The sequence below is a fragment of the Lentzea waywayandensis genome, from assembly GCF_900115955.1.
GTDB lineage: Bacteria > Actinomycetota > Actinomycetes > Mycobacteriales > Pseudonocardiaceae > Lentzea > Lentzea waywayandensis.
This window is the reverse complement of the sequence record NZ_FOYL01000005.1, coordinates 79,741-97,907: the sequence shown is the minus strand read 5'-3', so window position 1 is coordinate 97,907 and position 18,167 is coordinate 79,741. Positions and strand designations below refer to the sequence as shown.

The window sequence follows — 18,167 nt, the reverse complement described above, 5'->3', positions numbered from 1 at the left end:
CGGGTCGTGCACGTGGCACAGTCCGTTCGCACCTGCCGTGATCGGGCAGGGCGTGCCCTTCTTCGTGGGCGCGCCACACGGCTCGCCGCTCAGCTCACGAGCCTGCTTGGGCTTGGCCGCCTTCTTCGGCTTCGCCTGGGGCTGCTTGACCTCCCGCCCCGTCACCTCTTCGACCCCGCGCACGGCCAGACGGTCGGCGCGTTCGTTCTCCGGGTGGCCGGCGTGGCCCTTGACCCAGTGCCACTCCACCTCGTGCCGGTTGGCGGCCTCTTCCAGACGGCGCCACAGGTCGGAGTTCTTCACCGGCTCGCGGGCCTTCGTGAGCCAGCCGTTCGCCTTCCAGCCGTGCACCCACGAGGTGATGCCGTTGCGGACATAAGTGCTGTCCGTGTACAGGTCCACGGTGGACGGGCGGGTGAGACTCTCCAACGCCATGATGGGCGCCATCAGTTCCATGCGGTTGTTCGTCGTCGGGCCGATGTCACCGCCGTACATGTCCTTCTCGTGCTCGCCGTAGCGCAGCACGGCGCCCCAGCCACCCGGACCGGGATTGGGGCTGCACGCACCGTCGGTGTAGATCTCGACCGCCATGCGTCATGAGGCTACCGACGAGCTCCGGCACTCCTGCGACGGCGGTTGTTGGCGATGATGTGGCGGAACATCTCGACCAGTGCCGGCGCGTTGATCGGCTGGTCGCGGTACACGGAGATCATGCGCGCGGTCTTGTTCCCGTGACCGCTCGTGATGATGTTGTGCGGGTCCGGCACGATCGCCTTGTCGTAGAGCATCACGTTCACGTGGTCCTTCGTGCCGAGCAACGCGCAGACGTTGCCGTCCAGAACGAAGTACGGCCGGTTCGTGAACTTGATCGTCTCCTCGACGTCCGGGTCGGCCTCGTGGACGAGCCTGCGCACCTCGCGGCAGATGTCCTGCTGCCACTCCGGCAGCCCGGCGATGTAGTCGTCAACACGTGTGTCCATGACCCTATGTCGCGGCCGCTCGCTGTTTCTCGACATCGTGCCCGTGCAGGAAGACCCTGACGCCGGCCGCGATGTCGTCGTCATCCGGACGTGACCCGCTGATGCTGGGATCACCGGTCATCGTGAGCAGCATCAGATGCACGGCCGCGCGCTTCGGATCCTTGAACCCGAGCCCGTCGAGCCGGGCCGCCAGCTCCCGCAGCACCCTGCGCGGTCCCGTCTCCTGCCACGCCTCGATCGCCTCGGCCGGGATGTGGGTGAGCTCGGCGTTGATCTGCCGCACCAGTGCGAAGTGCGTGGCGTTGCCGTGCTCGGCGCACATCGCCTTCCCGAACGCCGCGAGGTCCTTCTCCAGGTCCGTGACCTTGTGGAAGTGCCGCCCGATGATCGCGATCTGGTCGTCCGCCGCCTCGCTCGCGCTCACCTGGATGACGTTGCGGAAGAGGTCGGCCTTGTCCGCGAAGTGGTTGTAGAGCGTGCGCGTCGACACCTCCGACTCCTTCGCGATGGCGTCGATGCTCGCCCGCGAGTAGCCGTCGCGCGAGAACACGCTCAACGCTCCGCGCAGGATCGCCTGCCGCTTGTCCGGTCGCATGCCGGGAATCGTAGTACAACGTTCGTTGCACTAAGTACCACGGACGTTGTACTTTGGCCGTCATGCGAATCGCAGTGATCTTGGGGAGTACGCGTCCCGGCCGTCGTTCCGAGGGCGTGGCGCGGTGGGTCGTGAACGTCGCCAACGCCCGTACCGACGCCTCGTTCGACCTCATCGACCTGAAGGAGGTGAACCTGCCGATGCTGGACGAGCCCGTGCCCGCGATCGTCGGCGAGTACGCGCACGCACACACGCGAGAGTGGGCGGCACTCATCGCGCCGTACGACGGCTTCGTGTTCGTCACGCCGGAGTACAACCACTCGTTCCCGGCCGTCCTGAAGAACGCGCTCGACTACCTCTACGCGGAGTGGAACGACAAGGCGGCCGGGTTCGTGTCGCTGGGAGGCAACGGCGGCCTACGCGCCGTGGAGCAGTTGCGGCTCGTGCTGGCGGAACTGAAGGTGGCGACCGTACGCACTCAGGTCGTGTTCGGGCGTGACGATCTGCAGGGGGAGCCGCAGCAGCCCGAGGAGCTCAACGCCATGCTGGACGAACTGGTGGCGTGGGCGTTCGCGTTGAGGTCGGTGCGGGCGGTCGCCGCCTAACGCGGCAGCCAGCTCGCGACGTCGGCGATTGCATCCAGCGTCTCGCCGCTGACCTGGCCGGACGCGGATTCCGTCTCGGCGATCACGATCGTGCTGCCGTCCGACCGCGACTGATAGTGCAGCCCGGTGAAGCGGACGTCCGCCAGGTCGAGCAGCGGGGTGGCGAGAGGGGAGACGTCGCCGGTGCCGTGGACGTCGATCAGCTTCTTGAACTCGCCGGCCTCGCGCCGATTCCGGAAGCCGACCCACGCCACGGACACGACCGCGACGTTGCCCCGGTCGTCGCCGACGGCGAAGAGCGTCCGGTCGAGCGACTTGCACGGGTTGCGCACGAAGTGGTCCCGCACCTGGCCGAAGGAGTGCGACACGCATTCCAACGCCGGTTTGGCCGTGCGCTTGAGAGTGCGCATGTTCATCTGGCGCCATGCGCCGTCCGCGTCGCCTTTGCGGGCGGACTTCTTGCCCTCGGATCTCGCTTTGGTGAGGTTCACTCCGGCCGAGTCGACGGCGACCGTCGAAGCCCCGCCGCCGACGGACAGTCCGCCGGTGCCGGCCGCGACCGACATCGCCAGCACGCCCGCGACCACCACGGCTCCCGCCTTGCCCGCGCCGGGATCCGACCCGCCTCCAGCACCACCGATGCGTCGCGCCATTTCGTCCTCCTGGGTGAGGAGGACACCGCACGTGACGGGTCCGGCGAGGTGGATTGGGATCAAACCACCCGATCGGGTCAGTTGAGGCGCTCTGGCTCGTCACGGATCGGCGGGACGATGTCCATGATGAGTCTGAGCCCCGCGATTGGCAGGTCGGCCGGGAAGACCGGCATGTACTCGCTGTAGATCTCCAACGCCGTCCCGTCCTCCTCGTAGAGGTCGGGGTGCGGCCCCAGGTTGAAGAACGTCATGCCGCCGCGGTGGTGCGCCACTTCCACGTCGGTGTCGGAAGGGAACCGGACCACGACCGACGTTCCGGGCAGCAGCGTGTGCTGGTTGGCCCACGGCTCGAAGCACAGCCACAGGGATTGGTGTTCGGCGCGTACGACGAGGTTCATGGTGGCCAGGGTGCAACCTCCACCGCACTGGAGATCAAGCGTGCGGCGGCGACCAGGTCCGCTTCCCGGCCGTGCCGCGCCACGGCCTGCACCCCGACCGGCAGGCCGCCCGAGTCGAACCCGGCCGGGATGCTGATCGCCGGGTGCCCGCTGAGGTTGAACGCCCAGGTCAGCGACGTGTTGATGCGCGTTCCCGGACCGTCGTGGCCGTGCGGCGGGCCAGGCGTGACCGGGGTGAGCAGCAGGTCCGCGGTCTCGAACAACGAGTCCAACTCGGCGTTGGGGCCGCAGCGGCCGGCGAACCAGTCGGGAGCCGGGTCCTCGAGCGACAACGAGATGGGGCGTGGGCGTAGAGGCGAGGCCGCTTTCCAGGCGATCGACGCCTGCTCGTCCTCGACTGAGGCGAAGCCCAGGTCAGTGGACCAGACGGCGACCGGCGAGCTGACCTCCGTGATGCCCAGATAGGTCGCGAGCAGGGCGGGGTCGCGGGTGAAGACGCCGACCGCGGCCCGTTCGGAGGAAGTCGTCTTCAGACCGAACACCCCACACCACGCGGCCGGGATGCGGATCGAACCCGCGCCGTCGACCCCCGTGGCCAGCGGCACGACGCCCGACGCCACCGCCACGGCCGAACCCGCGGACGAACCGCCCGGCGTGCGGTCCAGGTTCCACGGGTTGCGTGTGAGGCCGCGAGAGTTGCGACCCCACGTCTGCCACGGGGTGCTGCCATCGGGCGTGGTGGTCAGCCCGATCGGCACACACCCCATGGCCACCAACGCTTCCCGATGGCTCCGCCGCTCGCCACGCTTCACGGCGATGGGCATGCCCGCGAACGGCAGCGAGAGGTCGACCTCGAGAGAGGGCGTGCGGAAGACCTCGTGGAACGCACACAGCGTGGGCTCGACGAGATCCAGCCGCGCCAAGGCCCCGGCCACCCGGTCAGGCATGATCCACCTCGTGAAATGGACTCGCGCCGCGCACCACCTGGCCGAACTCGCCGAGAAGTGCGGAGGACTGCCGACCTCGTTCTTCCGGTTCCAGGTGGTGGAGCTGTGGGTCTTCGGCGACCTGCTCGACGTCCCGCGCGACATCGACGTCATCGAGGTAGCGCTGGTCACCGACCTGCCGGTGGACGAGGTGCCGTGGATGACCGAACCGGTCGGCGCCGAGCACTGGGCGAACTCGACGCGGCTGTCGCGCAACCCGTTCGAGGCGCGCTGGCGGTCGAAGGACGCCCCGGTGTGGAACCACCGCATCGAACGGCCCGCACTGGTCTGGAGCGCGGCGGACGGCGTCAGCGAGGAAGCACTCGTGGCGGTCAGCGACGGCACGGGTGAGCTGGTGCGCACGGCCGCGCCGTCGGAGGAGGAGCTGCGCAAGCGCGTCGAGGACGAGTTCGACGTCAGCCTGAGGGCGTTGCGGCGGGTGAACCAGGAGTACACCGACCACCGCTGGAGCCCCGGCAAGCTCACCCCGCACTCGGACGCCCTGTGGCGCACGACCACCGGGTACCTGGACCTGCTCGACGTGATCGGCTGACGCGGGGAGAGCTCGAACGAATCGAGCTCCCCGAGGATCACCAGCCGCGCGAACGCCACTCCGAGAGGGAAAGAGTAAATCACGCAAGCGGTGAATATATCCGCCTGTGTAGCCCCGCGTGCTACATGGGGCTACACTTGGTAGGTGAAGGTCATCAGTCAGCGGGAGTTCCGCAACCACTCCGCCGCGGTCATGGACGCGGTGGAGGCGGGCGAGACGTACCACGTGACGCGGAATGGTGTTGAGGTCGCCGAACTCCGGCCCTTGCCTCGCCGCCGTCGACTGACGGCCGAGGAGCTCGTCGAGCGACACAGGACCCTGCCCCAGGTCGATCACGCCCGCATGCGCCAGGAAGCCGATGAGTTCTTCGGTGACGAGGACCGCGTTGGCGACTTCGATCCGTGGGAGCGCAGCCGTGGCTGAACGTCCCGAGTCCGGGGTCCTCGACACGTGCGCCTACATCGACCTCGGTCTTCTGGATCCGGCCGGACTGCCGAAAGTACCTGAACTCACTGCGGTCACGATGGCCGAGTTGCACCAGGGTGTGGTGATGGCCAAGGACGCGGCGTCCAGGGCCGCGCGCACCGAGAAGCTCGGCGCGGCGATCGTGGACTTCGAGCCACTGCCCTTTGACGGTCAGGCAGCCGCCCGATACGGCACGTTGGTCGCGCTCACAATGGCGGCGAACCGGAATCCGAAGCCTCGGCGGATGGATCTGATGATCGCCGCTGTCGCGTCATCGCGTGGATTGCCGCTTTACACGCGAAATGCCGAGGACTTCAAAGGGCTCGACGGCATGGTCACGATCATCGAGGTCTGATCGAGGCTGTCGGAGAGCCCGCGTTGGCAGGCTCCCGTCCGGCCATGGTCACCAGCCGCGAGCGCGCCACTCGGCTAGCGCCGGGCGTTCCTTGCCGAGCGTCGAGTCGTCGCCGTGGCCGGGGTAGAACCATGTGTCGTCGGGCAGCACGGCGAACAGCCTGTCCTCCACGTCGTTGATCAGCGACGCGAAGTTGTCGGCGGACGTGGTCTTTCCTGCACCCCCGGAAAAAGAGCAAATCACACCAGCGGTGAATATCGGTGTCACCGCACATGCCCTACGGGGCGAGGCGCCAGAGCGCGTCAAGTGGCAGAGCCCTGATCTTCTCGCCGAACGGCAGGGTCTGCTGGCCGGCGTAGAGCACATATCCAGCGACGAACCGATCTCCCAAGTTGTTGGCCAGATTTCGCAGGCCGGAGAGGTCTTCAGTGCGTACTGTCGCCCCGGCTTTGACCTCAACCCCAATCACTCGGCCGTCTGGCGTCTCGATGACAGCGTCAACCTCCTGCTTCTCCTTGGTGCGGTAGTGATAAAGCCGTCCACGCTCCTCGGACCATGTGAGTTGGCGAGCGAGTTCCATGACGACGAAGTTCTCCATCATGGATCCTGCGGCTCCGCCCGGCTCACTGAGCCGCACAGGATCTTGACCGATGAGATGACACGCGATCCCGGTGTCCACGAACGCAAGTTTGGGTGTGCCCACGGCACGACGTGTCTGGCCGGACGACCAGGCGGGGATGCTCTTGATGAGAAAGACCGACGCCAGCAACTCCAGATAACGGACCAGAGTGGTTCGCGGGATACCGGATTGAGAGGCAAGAACGGTCGGCTCCAGCAGGCCGCCGGCGCGCCCGGCCAGCAGGGTGATCAGTTTGAGCAAGTCGCCTCGGCGCTCGATGCTCGCCAGCTCCAGGACGTCACGTTCGATCAAGGTCGACAGGTAGGAGTCGAAGAACGCTGTGCGGCGGCGTGGAGTGCGACGCGTGGCTTCCGGGAAGCCGCCGACGACGAGGCGTTCGAGGTAGTCGCGCCGCCGCAGTTCTGATGAGTGGTCGATCCGAGGGCCATGCCGGAACGCGGCATCTACGAATCGGTCAGGAGATCCATGCATCTCTCCCTGGGAGAATGGCCATAGCTCGATTACCTCCATGCGTCCGGGCAGTGCGTCTGGGAGGGTTCGCATGGCCAGGATCCGTGATGAGCCCGTCAGGAGGTAGCGGCCTGGAGTGGGATCCAGATCCACAGACACCTTGATCGGCTGCAGAAGCTCCGGAACCAGCTGGATCTCGTCGATGACCATGAGACTGTCGTGCTCTACGAACCCGGTGGGATCGTCCTTGGCAGCACGTAGCGTCGCCGGGTCGTCGAGAAGACGTAGCACTGTGGGCTGACGATCGGTGGCGAGCCTCGTCAATGTGCTCTTGCCTACCTGTCGAGCACCGTTGACCAGGACAACACGCGTGTCCTCGAGCGCTTCATGAACCAGCGACTCGGCGCGACGGGGGACCAGGCGGGACGTGTCCGGCATGGATCCAGTGTGCCGTACAAGCAAGATCAGTGGTCATCTGGCCAGGGTAAGGGTGGTCATCTGGTCGGTATCTATGTGGTCATCTGGACGTCCTAGTGATGGCGGGCGGGACGCCTGCTCTGTGGAGCCTTCGCCAGGCAGGCGTCCAGCCTCCTGGTTCGCCCCTTCGCTCAGTGAGTTGGAGTGCTGAGGATGTCTGCAACTCGCGTTCCCCGGATGGGTGTGCGATCGGATGCCGGCACGTTGTGGCCCGGTCGCGTTCGCGTCATTTCGTCAGCTGCGCCCACCGCGCCCAGATCGTCGAGTCGTCACCCTGACCGAGGTAGAACCAGGTGAACCAGACATCCTGCGGTTCTGGTAACCGACAAATTACTGATCTTGTGCGACGCGCAGTTCCTTGACGGTTACTTTTTGATGATCAAGGTGATGGTCGCGGCGACGGCGGATGCGAAACTTCCCACTGCTCCGACGGTTGCCGCCTGTGCGCCGATGGTTGACCATGAGCGTCTGCACAGAGCCGCCCACTTCTGGCGCCTGAAGAACATCTTCAGCTTCTCCCACTTGTGCTTCCTGATCCAGCATCCGATCAAGAGTCCATGCGCGTTGTTGCTGCACGGGTTTCCGTTGGTGCTGTTCGGTGCCATGCACCACATCGGGGCCGCGAACAGCATGTAAAGAAATGACAAGCTGGATAGGATCAAGATCACCATGAGATTGGTGTCATTGCTGGTCCACACGTACACCGCGGCGGCCAAGACCAGGTATCCCCAGAAGCGCCATAGTGCCTTCTTCGCCCGGTTCCCTGTTCTCCCCATCGGCAGAAAACTACTTGTCTGCGCGATGGCACAGTACGGCCAGTCGAGTGCTCTGTCCGCCCATTCGGGTGTCTTGAGACTCAACATAAGAACACTGGTCTCACGTGTAACAGCAGTCGCGGCCTACGGTACGGCTCGGCTGCGTCGCGCGGTCATGCACGAACGGCGCTAAGACCACCTTCGTCGCGTCAACTTCGTCGTTCATGCTCAATTGGCGAAGGTGGTCATAACGCACACGTGTCACCAGCCGCGAGCGCGCCACTCCGCGAGGGACGGGCGTTCCTTGCCCAGCGTCGAGTCGTCGCCGTGACCGGGGTAGAACCACGTGTCGTCGGGCAGCACGGCGAAGATCCGGTCCTCGATGTCGTTGATCAGCGACGCGAAGTTGTCGGCGGACGTGGTCTTTCCCACACCCCCCGGAAAGAGTAAATCACACTAGCGGTGAACATCGGTAGCCTCTTCTCATGACCGAGGTCGTGGGGATCTACGCGCGCATCAGCGAAGACCCGATGTTGCAGGAGAAGGGCGTCACCCGCCAGCTTGAGGACGGTCGCGCACTCGCGCAGTCCCGTGGGTGGACCGTTCTCGACGAGTGGGTCGACAACGACCTCAGCGCACTGCGTGGGGGACCGAGGCCTGCGTACGAGGCGCTCATGACAGCGGCTTCGCGCGGCGAGATCACTCGCATCGTCGCCTACGGCATGGCGAGGCTGTGGCGCAATCGCAAGGAACGCGTGGACGCGATCGAGCTGTTGGCGGCGGCCCGCGTGTCCATCTCGCTGGTGAAGGGTTCCGACATTGACCTCACGAGCGCTGCCGGCCGCATGGTCGCGGGCATCCTCGGCGAGGCCGACACGTTGGAGTCGGAACTCAAGGGAGAACGTGTTGCCCGTGCCGCACTGCAGCGCGCCGAGGAGGGCCGTGCCAACGGTGCCGTGGCATATGGGTGGCGACGGATCTACGAGCAGGACAAGAACGGTCGTGTCTTGGGCTTCACCGACGAGGTGGACGAGTCGGAAGCGGCCATCGTGCGTGAGATCGTCGATCGGCTGCTCGCACGCGAGTCCTTGAACGTGATCACCGCGGACTTGAACGCCCGCGAGGTGCCCACGCCGTACGGCGGCGACCGATCGTGGGGCACAAGCTCAGTCCGGAAATTGGCGCTTCGGCTGTCCAATATCGCTCGTCGGAAGCGTGCCGGAGAGGACTTCGGACCGGCAGCCTGGCCGCCAATCGTCGAGCAGGACAAGCATGATCAGGTGGTCGCGCTCCTCACCGATCCCTCGCGAGTGCAGACGCGTGGCGGTGCCCGACAGCATCTTCTGACGTTCGGAATCGGCTGCTGTGGCAAGTGCGGTTCAGCGCTTCGAGTCTCCAACAGGTGGGTGAACCAGCGCCGCAAGGAGCTCGGCAAGACACCGCTCTACGTCTGTGATGCGGCGTCCTCGTGCGTTGGGCGGCGTCAGGAATGGGTGGACGACCTGGTGGAACGCGTGGTCGTGCGACGGCTCCAGGAACCCGATGCCCGCGACCTGCTGACTCGGGACGATGTCGCCGCGCAAGCCGCGCGAGAGCATGCCGCTGGCATCCGCGCCCGGCTCCAGGCCGCAGCCGACGACTACGCGGATGACCTCCTTGACCGCGATCAGTTCCACAGGATCAACGCGAAGCTCCGGCCAGCTCTGGAGGAGGCTGACCGAGAAGCCATGCGTTTGGTCGTAGGCGTTCCCAGCGACATGGTCACCGAGATGGTTGGGCCTCAAGCACAGGAGCGTTGGAAGCAACTGACCGTGCTTCAGCGCCGGGCACTCCTCACGGCGATGGGTGTCACGGTCACGGTCATGCCGTCCCGAGGCGGCCCGGGCTTCAAGCCCGAGTCGGTCAGAATCCAGTTCGAACGGGACGACGATCAAGCCACTCCCGAAGCGATTCGCAATATGCCCACGGATTTCTTGGAAGCCCGTTCCTGAGCTGTCTACTGTGGTCACATGAGTACTCGGGGGAGCTCAGAAGCGCGGCGGGACGCAGTGGTGCGTCAGGTGACCGCGCCCGCAGCCCGTGCCGAGTGCTACTCCGCTCGAGAGATCCATCGACGAGTGCACCTCGTTCGCGAGCTGCGTAAGTCCCTTCCACCTGAAGAGATGCAGGCCATCGAAACGGCGTTGCCTCGCGGTCTGGTCGGGGGCTTCGAGGCCTTCGCCGACCGAATCGACGCGGCGAACACGCGGGTTTCCGCGAGTCATCCGAAGCGGCTCAGGCTGCTGGCGAAGGTGATGGATCTTCCGTTCACGGTTCACCAAGAACTGATGATCCTCAGCGAACATGACCCGTTCAAGCGGTCCGTAAGCCGTGACTTTGGCCGTGCGTACGGCCTTGGTGTGAAGTCCGTGGATCGACCAACGATCGCGCTTGAGGTCGACGCTGCGATGCGACTCATCCGGCTCTTGGTGTTGCTGTCCAGGGCTGCCGAACAGAAGTTTCCTGTGTCGGTCCTGCTGTGGCTGCTTGACCTCCTCGCCGGTGAGTTCGTCGCGCCGCCGGCCACCGAGCCGTTGCAGAACGCGCCACCCGCGCGTCGAGCGCGTCCACCAGGTCGACTTGTCGTCACCGGGCCGCGCGTTGCCCGTGCTCCAGGACGCCGCGTCCCTCGCAGCTCGTTGCAGCGAGGGCTGGGATGGGCTGTGTGCGTTCGGGGGAACGCTGTAGCCGCATAGCGCGTCGCTGGCCTTCCTGTTCAGGAAGGGCCACACCGTGGCAGACAAGACTCCACCTGCTTACCTCCCTGTGTCGGAGGCGGCCGCACATCTGTCCGTCTCCGAGGTCACAATCCGCCGGGCGATCAGGGCCGGCAAGCTTCCGCACATCCGTCTTGGACGGCTCGTGCGGGTCGCCGTCGACGACCTCGACGCGTTCGCGGCGGCCCATCGGGTAGCGGGGGTGACCCGTGACCCGCAGTAGAAGGACACGCGGAAAACCCGTCCGCCATATCGACGACTACGTCGAAGAGATCGTGCGCAGCGCGCCGCCGTTCAGCGCGCGGCAGCGGCTGAGGATTGCCGCGATCTTGTCGACCGGCGATGACTCAAGTCCGCGCGGCGGATGTCGTTGACCGGCTTGATTTTCGGGGTGCCGGTGCGCGTTGTGACACCGGCACCTCGCCGCTCCCAGCAGGAGTGGCGACAGGAGCAAGGTAGACGAAAAGCAGCCTTTGGCCTTGCTGGCCGGAGGCCGCCAAGCTTGGCTCGTCCGGGGGGATGGCATGGCGCGTAACGGAAGTACCGGGGGATACCGACCGCACGCTCTGCAGAAGCGTGACATCGCGAAGACAGCACGCTTCAACGTGCCCGAGATGAGTGCAGTCGTTTCAGCCGCAGCGCGAGCACAGCTCCAAGTCGGTGCGTGGATCGCAAAGGCAGCCGTTGAAGCGGCACTCGCTGACAACAACCCGCGGCGAGTAGCCGCGAAGGAGATCGGGCAGCAGCTGATGCAGGTGCAGACGGAGCTTCAGCAGCTGCGTCGCGCGAGCGTCCTGCACGGCAACAACCTGAACCAGTTGGCGGCTGCGGCGAACACGACCGGCGAGGTCGGCCTCGCTTCGTCTCGCGTCATCGCGAACATCGATCGAATCGTGGCTCAACTGGATGAGCGCCTGTCCGCAGTCGATGCACTCCTGGCACGCATCGTCGACCGCTTCGAGTCGACATGATCGGAAAGGTGACGCGCGGCTGGAACGTCTATGGCCTCATCCGCTACTTGATGGGACCAGGAAGCACCGAGCAGTCAGCGCACACGGATCAGCACGTCTTCGCGACGTGGGACGGTCGTCCCGAGGCGCACCAGCCCGAGCAACTCGGACACGATCGATTCGACATCGGCGCCTTGGTCGCAGCTCTTCGGGCACCTGCAGCGCTCGCTGGCGTACCGAAGTGCCGTCCGCGTGAGGACGACTGGTCAGGCACTGTCAGCCGGGTCCCGAAAGGCCCTGTGTGGCAGTGCTCGTTGCGCAACCATCCTGACGACCCGCTGCTGACGGATGAGCAATGGGCCGAGGTTGTGGCGGACGTGCTGCACCGCACTGGGATCGCCGAGCGCGATGATCCTGGCGGCTGCCGATGGGTCGCGATCCGTCACGCGCCTGACCACGTGCACATCGCCGCGGTGCTGGTTCGACAAGACACCGGCGAGCTCGTGCACCCGCATCGCAACTACGACTTCCGGCGAGTGAAGGAGGCGTGCAACGCGGCCGAGGAGCGGTATCGCCTTACAAGCACCGGCGCCGCAGACCGGACGGCGACACCTCGTCCAACTCGCGCTGAGATCGAGAAGGCGTCCAGGCTCCATGCCGCTGGCCAGAGGCGGACGGACGTCGCGGTTCGCAACAAGCTGCGTCGCCAGGTCTCCAGCGCCGCTGCTGCCGCGCGGAACTGGGGCGAGTTCGTGGAGTACCTGGCGTTGGCCAATGCGACGGTATGCGTCCGTCAAGGTCACCACGGCCGGATCCTCGGCTATTCGGTCACGGACGCCTCCGACCAGGCGTGCCGCACCGCGTCGGGTGATCCGCTGTACTTCGCCGGAGGCAAGCTCGGTCCGGATCTCACTTACTCGAAGCTCATGAGCCGGTGGAAATCGGTGGAGACGACCGTTCCTGCCTCGGTACAGGGGATCGTCGATGAGGTTGTTCTGCCTGCATGTGAGCGAATGCGGCACCGCGGACCATTGAACAAGACCGAGTTCGGACAGGAGGCTATGCAGGGCATCGCTCATGCGACAGGCGACATGCTGTTGGCTCTCGTCGTTGTCGCTGATGTGGATCGAGTGTCACTGCTGGTCGACGCATGGGAGACATACGCGCGTGCCGGCCGCGTACCCGAGAAGATCCTGCCGCGGCGGTGGGCGGCGGTGTCGCGCGATCTGCGTACGGCTGCCAACCAACTGATCAGAGCAGGTATGCGTAATCCAGCACGCCAACGGGCCACGCCCGGCCAGTTCATCGCGCTCTTGATAGCGGTGGCAGCGCTCGTCGCCGAGATTGCGGCCTGGCACGAGGCGCACCAGCGCCACGTCGCGGCTCGGCACGCGTGGGCCACCCACGGTGTGCTCGATCAGATAGTGCCTGTGCGGGCAAACCGCATGGAATCATCAGCTCTCGCGCCGCCAAAGGCTGCAACAAACCTGCGTCGAGAGCTGACCAAAAGACCGTCGGCAGGAGTGCACTCAAGCCGTCAGTCAGCTTTCCCGACGAGCGGTCGCTCGCGCTGACGAACTCAAGATCAAGCTTGCCAACCGTCAAGTCAAACAGTCGAAAAGTCCGTCCACCTGTAGGTCTTATGGGCGGAACAAACTGTGGGACGACACCGGAGGGATATCGAACGTCTGCTTTTATCTATGAGTGGGCGTTCGGTGCAATCGTCGGCCGATTCGGTAGCAACTGCGCGTTGGTGACTGCAGGTCGATCGCGCGACGGCCTCTGCGGACAACCTGACTGGTGGTGCCCGTGCGTCACTCATGCAGGTGATGGTGTCGGCGGTTCGAGTCGTAGGTGGATTCATTCTCCAATTGCGGGATGTGTCTAGTTTGCTTCGACGTGCGCTATATTAGTCTGTATGTCCCTCGATCTTCGTAAAGTCTCGTGCGATGACATCATTGCCCGCGCGCAGGCGGCATTGCAGACCAGCTTCGACATAGACACCGAAGTGCGAAAACGGCGCTCGTTGGGCTTCCGTGCAGGCCGTGGTACGTGGGTGCGCATTGAGGTCCGAAGTCTCGACCGCGTCGACGGTCAAGGCTGGGGCATTGAATGCGCGGCGATGCTGACTGGCGTCGCTATGCCTTCCTGGTACCAAGGAGTTTCCTGGATCGACCACGAACGCGGTGTGATGTGGCGAGCAGACGAAACCGAGTGTGTTTCGGACCAGGCTGTGAAGCTCGGTGGCACTCTCACCGCCGCGCCGGACCTGTCCGAATCGTGGTGGTCGACCTTTAGCGCCTCAATGACGACGCTGGCCGCGCACACCACGACCCGGACGGCCACCCCGCACCTGCAACCCATTACGCAAAGGCGATTCAGCGCCACCATCCACCAGGTCTTCCCTGAATTGGACTCCCACATCGGGGAGTGGCGGGTGGCTCATGCAGATCTCGCCTGGGGCAACCTGACCGCCCCGAACTGCTACTTCCTCGACTGGGAGGACTGGGGTATGGCGCCCCGCGGCTTCGATGCTTCGGCGCTGTGGAGTGCGTCGCTTGCGGTGCCCGAGTTGGCGGACCGCGTCTACCGTGCGTGCCAGGCCGACCTTGACAGCCCCACCGGCAAACTGGCACGCCTCTACCACTGTGCTGAGATCATGGCCGCCCCCGCCGGCTACGCCGGGCCGTTGCTCAAACCAGCCGAGGCTCACGCGGCAGGGCTGGTCAAGGAGCTTCAGGGGTAAGCAAGCCGTCGTATCCAGCTGCGAGCTCGGGCGTGACCTCGGCGCAGATGCCCTCGCGGATGAGCGTCTCAGCGATAGTCATCGCGTCGAGGCCCGTCGCCGCGGCCACCTTGTCGACGAAGACCGGCCTGCCGCACGTCAAGAGCTCAACAGTAGGCAACGCCTTGGCGGCGAGGGTGATGCGCCGTGTAGCGGCAGCCACGACGATGCGGTCACCGTCCTGTTCGATACGCGGCGGAAACTCGGTCATGCAGACGACCGAGAGCGGCATCCCGAACAGCCCGTGGGTGATGACATGACGAGCGTTGGACGACTGGTCCTCACGCGCCGCCAGGAAGTCGTCCAGCGAGTGAGTGGCGGCCAGTCGCACCGCCATGTCTGTGAAGGCCAGCTGTTGCTCTTTGCGCGAGCCGGCCGTGCCCCAGCGGTCTACGTCATGGCGCATCAGTTCGGCCTGACGCGACTCGTCGGCAATCCACGTGAAGTAGTCCACGCCGGTGCGCTTGGGGAACCCGAACGTCAGATGCAGGCTGAACCCATCGCCGCGTTCTTGCCGCGTGGCCTGGTGCCAGTAGCCGCGCGGGATGTGCATGACCTCGCCGGTTTGAAGCGTGCCCTTCCACACGATCTCGTCAGTCGGCGTCGGGTTCGGCACCGCGTCGCGATACATCGGTACGGGTCGCGACAGGCCACGCACTTCCCAGGACTTCTCCCCGGCCACCTGCACGATCACGACATCGTGGTCGTCCCAGTGCATCTGGAAGCCTGCCGCGCTCCCGGTGGTGAGGTAGGCGTTCACCTGCACCAGTTCGCGCGACCACCATTGCAACGCCCGACAGGCCACTTCCAGCGTCGCGTCGTAGGCGTTCACGCCGTCTAGCACCAGCGTGCAACCCTCCTTGAGGAGGATGCCGAGCCGTTCCATGTCCACCATCTGAACGGCCTCGGCGCGCCGCATCGCTTTCGTGGTCAGGTATGTCTGCGGGTGCACGTAGTCGCCGTCTTGAAGGCAACTGATACGAGCGGCGCTGAGGCTGCGCCGCATGATGAGATCAAGGAGACGGGTAGGGGTCATCAGCCGCCCGCATAGGTCGCGATCGGCGAGCTTGCCTCGGGCGAACGTGTCGCCGAGTTCTGACGGGCCGTCCCAACACAGCGCCTTCTCGATGGCGCCAACCAATCGATGACGGTTCATAACAGAGTCCTCCGAATTGGCAGGAGGGACCCCGCTGTGGGCAGAGCGGAGTCCCTCCCGGACTGCGAGTGCGAACTAGTGAGCTGGCGGTTTACGGGTCACGGGTGTCGCCCCAGTCGCCCTGCGCGCCGTCGGACAACTGCACTTCCGTGCGGTCCTGGACGATCGGCGTCCGCTCGACGCCGAGCACCAACTCTTCGGGTGCGGCCATACGTCACCTCCCTTCGGATAACTGGTTTTCTAGATCCCTCCAAGGAGGGCGGCTTGTCACGTGCGCTTACCGGGGCGATGCGACGACGGCACACTTTCGGTGTTGCCGCGAGCCCGCATGTAGGGCCGCACAAGTTCGGGCGGTTCTTCCAGCTGCCAGGCGGCCAGCACCAGCGTTGGATGGTCGTCTTCTGCCAGGTACGCGGGCGCTTTGGCGTCTGGTGACACATGCTTTAGCGCCCAGACCTCAGCCCTCACGCGTCGCCGTTCCTTCAGAACGTCGGCCAACACCCACCACAGGACGCCCGCGCCGATCAGGCCGAGGACAACGACGGCGATTTGCGTTGTTCCGTCCATCAGGCACGATCCATGACGATGATGTGGGCCTTGGTGTTGGAGATGAGCAAACCAAGGATCTTCAGCGTCGTGTCGTCGCGTGACAGGTGCTCAATGCTCGGCACGACCAGGCCGTACGTCTCGGGTAGTGCGAGCACATCGAGCAGGCCGCTCAGGCCCGCTCGTTTGACGCAGTCGTGCGGCACGCCGCGGTCGGTGAACACGCCCGCGAGCTGGTAGCCCGCCTCGCCGCAGAAATGCGCGATGTCCTTGTGCCAGGCGGCAATCTCAAGCGCGTCAGAGGCTTCAGGACGGAGGTAGCCGTATACGACGCGGGGGACAGCGAGGAGTTGCGCCAGCGCGTCGTCCGTGACTGCCATCATTTAGAACGCCTCGATCAGGAAACAGGCCCGCTTCAGCTGGGCGCACGGCCACCCCTCGCCGCAGGCCTCGCACAGCCCCGAGGCCTTCTGCGGCGTGTGGAGAAACAACGCGATCACGACGCGGCAGTACAGGTCGGCCGGCTCGGGCAGGGGCCGAAGTGGCGCCACTGCTTTACGTACCAACGGAATCACGCGGGCTAGCGTCGTCGCCATGATCGGTGCTCCTGGTTGCGGGCGATTGGCGGCACCCAGCGGTGGGGACATCTCAGCCGCAGACGAGCGAGGGAGAGCTACGTGAGGCTGCTCGCCTGCGGTTCGGGGAGAGGTCTGTCAACCCGCCGCTGGGTGCCAACGAGGACGTTAGAGCGACGGCGCGTCACGGCTTGTACAAAATGTGTGACTGTCTGATCGGTAAAGTGAAACCGTCTTCTCAAGGAGCCGGGAGGTGATGCATGGAGCCATCTGACGAGCACATTGGCGCGCGAGTGCGCTACTGGCGGGAGCGGCGCAAGCTGTCCCGCAAGCAGTTCGCCGATATGGTCGGACGCTCCACCTCATGGCTGGACAAGATCGAATCCGGTGAACGCGAGCTGGTGCGGCTGCCCATGATCGAGCGGGTGGCCGAGGCGCTCGGACTGGACCCGGCCGTCCTGAGCGACGAGTCCCGCGCCCAGCGCGCCCGGCAGTGCGTTGACGCCTGCGAGGTGCAGTCGATTCGCCGCGCACTGGCGGCCTACCCCGGCTTGCAGACAGGAACGCCCAAAGTCGTTGCGCTGGAGGCCGTCACGAGCCAAGCGTCCTATCTGGACCATGCGTGGATGACCTCGCGCTTCACCGTCGTAGCGCGGCATCTGCCGTCGCTGATGGCCGAGGCGCAAAGAGCCGTCCAGACGGCCTCTGACCGTGACCAGGTGGCGGCTTATCGCGTCCTAGTAACCGTCTACCGCTTGGCCTCATCCATGCTGCTGAAATTCGAGGCCAACGACGTCGCCTGGCTGGCGGCTGACCGAGCGATGCACACCGCGATGCTCGTCGACGACACCTGGTCTCTCGCGCGAGCCACCCGCAGTGTCGCCCGCGCCATGACGAGCATCGATGAACAGGCTCAGGCCATCACCACGCTGCTGGCGATGGCAGATCGCATGCACGGTGAGGTCAACACCAACGCGGCCGAGCTGCTATCGCTGCACGGGATGCTGTACCTGGCCGCTTCCATTACTGCGGCTGAGCAGGACAATCCAGGTCTTGCGCGGGACATGCACGAAGCAGCACGCGCGACGGCCCTGCGGTACGAGCCGCACTACAACGACCATCACACCTTCTTCGGGCTGACCAACACCCAAATTCACCGAGTAGCGGCGTTGGTGCGGCTCCGTGAGTGCGGACAGGCCTTGGAGTTTGCCGCCAGCATCGACCCCAAGGCGGTCGCTGGCTTGTCTGCCGAGCGGCAGTCCAACTACTTGCTCGACCTCACCGAGGCGCATACCGGCGTCGGCAACTACCGCCAGGCGTTGCGGATGCTGGGTCGCGCCGAACAGATCGCACCCGAGGAGGTTCGCTGTCGGCCGCTTGCGCACGGCCTGTTGCGATCGCTTCTGGGTAACACCAGCGGCGAGTCAGCCCGGCTCGTCGGTCAGATGGCCAGTCGTGCGGGAGTCGAAGCGTGAGTGCACCCGTTC

At 65.3% G+C, this 18,167-nt stretch carries 22 protein-coding genes and 3 pseudogenes; 11 read left to right on the top strand and 14 right to left on the bottom strand.

Features of this window, described 5'->3' with window-relative positions:
- Positions 1-153: 153 nt before the first annotated feature.
- The 3 genes and pseudogenes from rnhA to BM417_RS20575 all read right to left on the bottom strand — a co-directional run.
- Positions 154-591 (bottom strand): annotated as a pseudogene (gene rnhA, locus BM417_RS20585) (ribonuclease HI); the annotation flags it as partial.
- Between the two features lie 11 nt (positions 592-602).
- Entirely contained in the window at positions 603-980 is a 378-nt protein-coding gene (locus BM417_RS20580; protein ID WP_093596660.1) for a DUF1801 domain-containing protein, read from the bottom strand.
- 4 nt (positions 981-984) lie between these two features.
- Entirely contained in the window at positions 985-1,575 is a 591-nt protein-coding gene (locus BM417_RS20575; protein ID WP_093596657.1) for a TetR/AcrR family transcriptional regulator, read from the bottom strand.
- 62 nt (positions 1,576-1,637) lie between these two features.
- On the opposite strand from BM417_RS20575, the gene BM417_RS20570 reads away from it, so the two are divergent.
- Entirely contained in the window at positions 1,638-2,180 is a 543-nt protein-coding gene (locus BM417_RS20570; protein ID WP_093596655.1) for an NADPH-dependent FMN reductase, read from the top strand.
- On the opposite strand, the gene BM417_RS49270 is transcribed toward BM417_RS20570, so the two are convergent.
- The 3 genes from BM417_RS49270 to BM417_RS50135 form a co-directional block, all read right to left on the bottom strand.
- Complete coding sequence (locus BM417_RS49270) at positions 2,177-2,833, bottom strand: hypothetical protein (protein WP_245822038.1); 657 nt, start codon at positions 2,831-2,833, stop codon at positions 2,177-2,179. The genes BM417_RS20570 and BM417_RS49270 overlap by 4 nt on opposite strands.
- Positions 2,834-2,910: 77 nt before the next feature.
- Positions 2,911-3,231, bottom strand: a complete 321-nt coding sequence (locus tag BM417_RS20560) for a hypothetical protein (protein ID WP_093596652.1) — start codon at positions 3,229-3,231, stop codon at positions 2,911-2,913.
- Positions 3,228-4,178 carry an amidase family protein gene (locus BM417_RS50135; RefSeq protein WP_093596649.1) on the bottom strand — a complete coding sequence of 317 codons (951 nt, stop codon included), beginning with the start codon at positions 4,176-4,178 and terminating at the stop codon, positions 3,228-3,230. The genes BM417_RS20560 and BM417_RS50135 overlap by 4 nt, the downstream gene beginning before the upstream one ends.
- A 10-nt stretch (positions 4,179-4,188) precedes the next feature.
- Between BM417_RS50135 and BM417_RS20550 the strand changes: the two genes are divergently transcribed.
- The 3 genes from BM417_RS20550 to BM417_RS20540 all read left to right on the top strand — a co-directional run bounded on the left by BM417_RS20550 (position 4,189) and on the right by BM417_RS20540 (position 5,590).
- Positions 4,189-4,770, top strand: coding sequence for a DUF7711 family protein (locus tag BM417_RS20550; protein ID WP_143138733.1), 582 nt, complete (start codon positions 4,189-4,191; stop codon positions 4,768-4,770).
- 144 nt (positions 4,771-4,914) lie between these two features.
- The gene (locus BM417_RS20545; RefSeq protein WP_093596643.1) at positions 4,915-5,193 is read left to right on the top strand and encodes a type II toxin-antitoxin system Phd/YefM family antitoxin; all 279 of its coding nucleotides are present in this window, start codon (positions 4,915-4,917) and stop codon (positions 5,191-5,193) included.
- Complete coding sequence (locus tag BM417_RS20540) at positions 5,186-5,590, top strand: type II toxin-antitoxin system VapC family toxin (RefSeq protein ID WP_093596640.1); 405 nt, start codon at positions 5,186-5,188, stop codon at positions 5,588-5,590. Before BM417_RS20545 ends, BM417_RS20540 begins: the two co-directional genes overlap by 8 nt.
- A gap of 48 nt (positions 5,591-5,638) precedes the next feature.
- Here the strand turns inward: BM417_RS20540 and BM417_RS20535 are convergent.
- Together BM417_RS20535 and BM417_RS20530 are read right to left on the bottom strand one after the other, a co-directional pair.
- Positions 5,639-5,821 (bottom strand): annotated as a pseudogene (locus BM417_RS20535) (MBL fold metallo-hydrolase); the annotation flags it as partial.
- A gap of 46 nt (positions 5,822-5,867) precedes the next feature.
- Positions 5,868-7,118, bottom strand: a complete 1,251-nt coding sequence (locus tag BM417_RS20530) for an ATP-binding protein (protein WP_093596637.1) — start codon at positions 7,116-7,118, stop codon at positions 5,868-5,870.
- A gap of 378 nt (positions 7,119-7,496) precedes the next feature.
- Between BM417_RS20530 and BM417_RS20525 the strand changes: the two genes are divergently transcribed.
- A complete protein-coding gene (locus BM417_RS20525; RefSeq protein ID WP_093596634.1) occupies positions 7,497-7,793 on the top strand; it encodes a hypothetical protein in 297 nt (98 codons plus the stop codon).
- 380 nt (positions 7,794-8,173) lie between these two features.
- Here BM417_RS20525 and BM417_RS20520 read toward each other — a convergent pair.
- Positions 8,174-8,365, bottom strand: a pseudogene (locus BM417_RS20520) (MBL fold metallo-hydrolase); the annotation flags it as partial.
- A gap of 32 nt (positions 8,366-8,397) precedes the next feature.
- Between BM417_RS20520 and BM417_RS20515 the strand changes: the two are divergent.
- Positions 8,398-9,903, top strand: a complete 1,506-nt coding sequence (locus BM417_RS20515) for a recombinase family protein (protein WP_093596631.1) — start codon at positions 8,398-8,400, stop codon at positions 9,901-9,903.
- Positions 9,904-9,939: 36 nt separating this feature from the next.
- Here BM417_RS20515 and BM417_RS20510 read toward each other — a convergent pair whose 3' ends face one another.
- A complete protein-coding gene (locus BM417_RS20510; protein WP_143138731.1) occupies positions 9,940-10,695 on the bottom strand; it encodes a hypothetical protein in 756 nt (251 codons plus the stop codon).
- Between BM417_RS20510 and BM417_RS20505 the strand changes: the two genes are divergently transcribed.
- The 4 genes from BM417_RS20505 (at position 10,685) to BM417_RS20490 (ending at position 14,364) form a co-directional block, all read left to right on the top strand.
- On the top strand, positions 10,685-10,891 hold the full coding sequence (locus BM417_RS20505) for a helix-turn-helix domain-containing protein (RefSeq protein ID WP_030476773.1): 207 nt from the start codon (positions 10,685-10,687) through the stop codon (positions 10,889-10,891). The two genes, BM417_RS20510 and BM417_RS20505, sit on opposite strands and share 11 nt — an antisense overlap.
- 301 nt (positions 10,892-11,192) lie before the next feature.
- The gene (locus BM417_RS46900) at positions 11,193-11,639 is read left to right on the top strand and encodes a plasmid mobilization relaxosome protein MobC (protein ID WP_143138730.1); all 447 of its coding nucleotides are present in this window, start codon (positions 11,193-11,195) and stop codon (positions 11,637-11,639) included.
- Complete coding sequence (locus BM417_RS20495; protein ID WP_143138729.1) at positions 11,636-13,192, top strand: relaxase/mobilization nuclease domain-containing protein; 1,557 nt, start codon at positions 11,636-11,638, stop codon at positions 13,190-13,192. The genes BM417_RS46900 and BM417_RS20495 overlap by 4 nt, the downstream gene beginning before the upstream one ends.
- A gap of 344 nt (positions 13,193-13,536) precedes the next feature.
- Positions 13,537-14,364: a phosphotransferase gene (locus tag BM417_RS20490; RefSeq protein ID WP_093596619.1), complete on the top strand. Its 828-nt coding sequence runs from the start codon at positions 13,537-13,539 to the stop codon at positions 14,362-14,364.
- Here BM417_RS20490 and BM417_RS20485 read toward each other — a convergent pair.
- The 4 genes from BM417_RS20485 to BM417_RS46895 form a co-directional block, all read right to left on the bottom strand.
- Entirely contained in the window at positions 14,345-15,559 is a 1,215-nt protein-coding gene (locus BM417_RS20485) for a JmjC domain-containing protein (RefSeq protein WP_093596617.1), read from the bottom strand. The two genes, BM417_RS20490 and BM417_RS20485, sit on opposite strands and share 20 nt — an antisense overlap.
- Before the next feature lie 267 nt (positions 15,560-15,826).
- Positions 15,827-16,126 carry a hypothetical protein gene (locus BM417_RS20480; RefSeq protein ID WP_093596614.1) on the bottom strand — a complete coding sequence of 100 codons (300 nt, stop codon included), beginning with the start codon at positions 16,124-16,126 and terminating at the stop codon, positions 15,827-15,829.
- Positions 16,126-16,488 carry a recombinase family protein gene (locus BM417_RS20475; protein ID WP_093596611.1) on the bottom strand — a complete coding sequence of 121 codons (363 nt, stop codon included), beginning with the start codon at positions 16,486-16,488 and terminating at the stop codon, positions 16,126-16,128. The genes BM417_RS20480 and BM417_RS20475 overlap by 1 nt, the downstream gene beginning before the upstream one ends.
- On the bottom strand, positions 16,489-16,701 hold the full coding sequence (locus BM417_RS46895; protein ID WP_143138728.1) for a hypothetical protein: 213 nt from the start codon (positions 16,699-16,701) through the stop codon (positions 16,489-16,491).
- Between the two features lie 239 nt (positions 16,702-16,940).
- On the opposite strand from BM417_RS46895, the gene BM417_RS20470 reads away from it, so the two are divergent.
- The gene (locus tag BM417_RS20470; RefSeq protein WP_093596608.1) at positions 16,941-18,155 is read left to right on the top strand and encodes a helix-turn-helix domain-containing protein; all 1,215 of its coding nucleotides are present in this window, start codon (positions 16,941-16,943) and stop codon (positions 18,153-18,155) included.
- The last annotated feature ends 12 nt before the right edge of the window (positions 18,156-18,167 follow it).